The sequence below is a fragment of the Rhodococcus sp. P4_E4 genome (assembly GCF_056401575.1).
In genome coordinates this window covers 1-2,500 of the sequence record NZ_JBFUJB010000053.1, presented here as the reverse complement: position 1 = coordinate 2,500, position 2,500 = coordinate 1, and the positions used below count along the sequence as shown (strand labels likewise).

The following is a 2,500-nucleotide window of genomic DNA, read 5'->3' as shown; positions in this document are numbered from 1 at the left end:
GTTCTCGGGGTTGTTGGATCGGGTTCGTGAGGGTGATCTGGGTGCGTTTGCGCATGCGGATGTGCCGTTCGAGCGGTTGGTGGAGGTGCTTAATCCGGCGCGGTCGCAGGCTCGTAATCCGTTGTTCCAGGTGATGCTGTCGTTCCAGAACATGGAGCAGTCGGTGCTTCGACTTGGCGATCTGACGGTTGGGGGAATCGATACCGGCGCGGTGGCGGCGAAGTTCGATCTGCAGTTGACCATGGTCGAGCAGTTCGACGAGTCCGGTGCCCCGGCCGGGATGGCGGCGACGTTCACGTACGCGACGGATCTGTTCGACGAGTCGACGGTGGCCTCGATGGCAACCCGATTCGAACGCATCCTGCGCACAGTTCTCGACGATTCATCGGCGCTGGTGGGAGAAGTCGATCTTCTTGATGGTGTTGAACGAATTGAGATCTACAACAGATCGCGCGCCAATCGTCGGGAACTGCCCGCGACGCGATTGGTGGATGTCGTCGGTACGGCTCAGCGCGCGATGGATGTTGCGCTGATTTACGGTGACGAAAGCTTGACCTATGGCGAATTCGATTCGCGCGTCAATCGATTGGCCCGACATCTGATTTCGCAAGGTGTTGGACCTGAGGTTCTGGTCGGCGTGCTCATGGAGCGGTCTATATCTTGGGTGATCGCAGCCCATGCGGTGATTCGTGCAGGTGGCGGATATGTACCCCTGGACCCATCGCATCCGACTGAACGCGTCTCTTATGTTTTGCGAACGGCGGCGCCGGCCGTTGTCTTGTACTCGCGTGACTTTACGGTTGATGGTCGACTCGACGCGAAGTTGCCGACTTCCTGGGTTGATGTTGACAGTCTTGACCTGCATACGTATTCGACTGATCCGATCACCGATTCAGAGCGACTGTCTGCTCTTCGGGGAGGTCACCCTGCGTACGTGATTTTCACTTCCGGTTCTACCGGGACGCCGAAAGGCGTCCTGGTATCGCATATCGCCGTAGTAAACCAGATGCTTTGGCGCCAGGATCGATACAATTTGGACCCGTCGGACGTGGTGCTGGTCAAGACTCCGTCCACATTTGACGTTTCACTTTGGGAGTTGTTCTGGCCGTGCCAAGTAGGCGCGCGCATGGTGATCGCCGAACCGGATGGCCATCGTGACCCTCAGTACATAGCGAAGTTGATCCGGGAGCATGCGGTCACGGTCGCGCACTTCGTGCCTGCAATGATGGCCCTATTCATTTCAGCCGAATGTGCCAGCAATATTCCTTCCTTGAGGCTGGTGTTTTCCGGTGGCGAGGCCTTGAAAGTTGGCACTGCCGCGGAAGTTTTCGGAGTGATGCCATCAGCATGCTTGGAGAATTTGTACGGTCCTGCCGAGGCTGCAATTGATGTGACCTTCCATGCAGTCACATCGGACGAGACCGTGTCGATCCCGATTGGTTCTGCTGTGTGGAATACAGGGCTGTTAGTCCTGGATTCCAGGCTGCACCCGGTTTCAAGGGGTGTTGTCGGCGAGCTTTATCTATCGGGCATTCAGTTGGCGCGCGGGTATATCGGGCGGGCCGCAATGTCGTCGGATCGGTTTGTTGCGAACCCGTTTGCCGATGGCAGTGGGGGCGGTCGGATGTATCGCACGGGCGATTTGGTGCGGTGGGATGCGTCGGGGGAGTTGGAGTACATCGGTCGTAGCGATTTCCAGGTGAAGTTGCGTGGTCAGCGGATCGAGTTGGGGGAGATCGAGTCGGCTTTGGTGGCTGATGCATCGGTATCCGCATCTGCAGTGACTGTTGTTTCGGCCAAGTCGGGTGACAGCTTGGTTGGGTATGTGGTGCCGGCGTCGGGTGCGGTGGTTGATGTTGTGGCGCTTACGGATTCGCTGCGTGCGGTGTTGCCGTCGTACATGGTTCCGTCGTTGATCATGGTGTTGGATGCGTTGCCGCTGAATGCGTCGGGGAAGTTGGATCGGAAGTTGTTGCCGGAGCCGGTGTTCGAGGTTGCGGTGTTCCGGGCTCCGGTGACGGCGGTGGAGGAGATCGTCGCGTCGGTGTTCGGGGATGTTCTCGGGGTCGAGCGTGTCGGGTTGGATGACGATTTCTTTGCTTTGGGTGGTAATTCTTTGATTGCTACTCGGGTGGCGGCGCGGTTGGGGCAGGCGTTGGATGCGCAGGTTCCGGTGCGGGTGTTGTTCGAGGCGTCGTCGGTGGAGTTGTTGGCTGCTCGGGTGGAGTCGGAGGTYGGTTCGGGTGCGCGGGCGGCGTTGACTGCTCGGGTGCGTCCGGAGCGGGTGCCGTTGTCGTTGGCGCAGCAGCGGATGTGGTTCTTGAACCGATTCGACCCAGGATCCAATGTTGACAATATTCCGGTGGCGATTCGGTTGTCGGGGTTGTTGGATGTGGCGGCTCTGCAGGCTGCTGTGTCGGATGTTGTTGCGCGGCATGAGATTTTGCGGACGGTGTATCCGGAGGTCGACGGTGTCGGCTTCCAGGAGGTGTTGTCTGCG

1 protein-coding gene is annotated in these 2,500 nt (G+C 58.7%); it reads left to right on the top strand.

Annotation, left to right across the window (positions count from 1 at the left end; translation table 11 throughout):
- The coding region (locus tag AC1DVN_RS30760) for a non-ribosomal peptide synthetase (protein ID WP_477994817.1) at window positions 1–2,500 on the top strand (2,500 nt) is incomplete at both ends.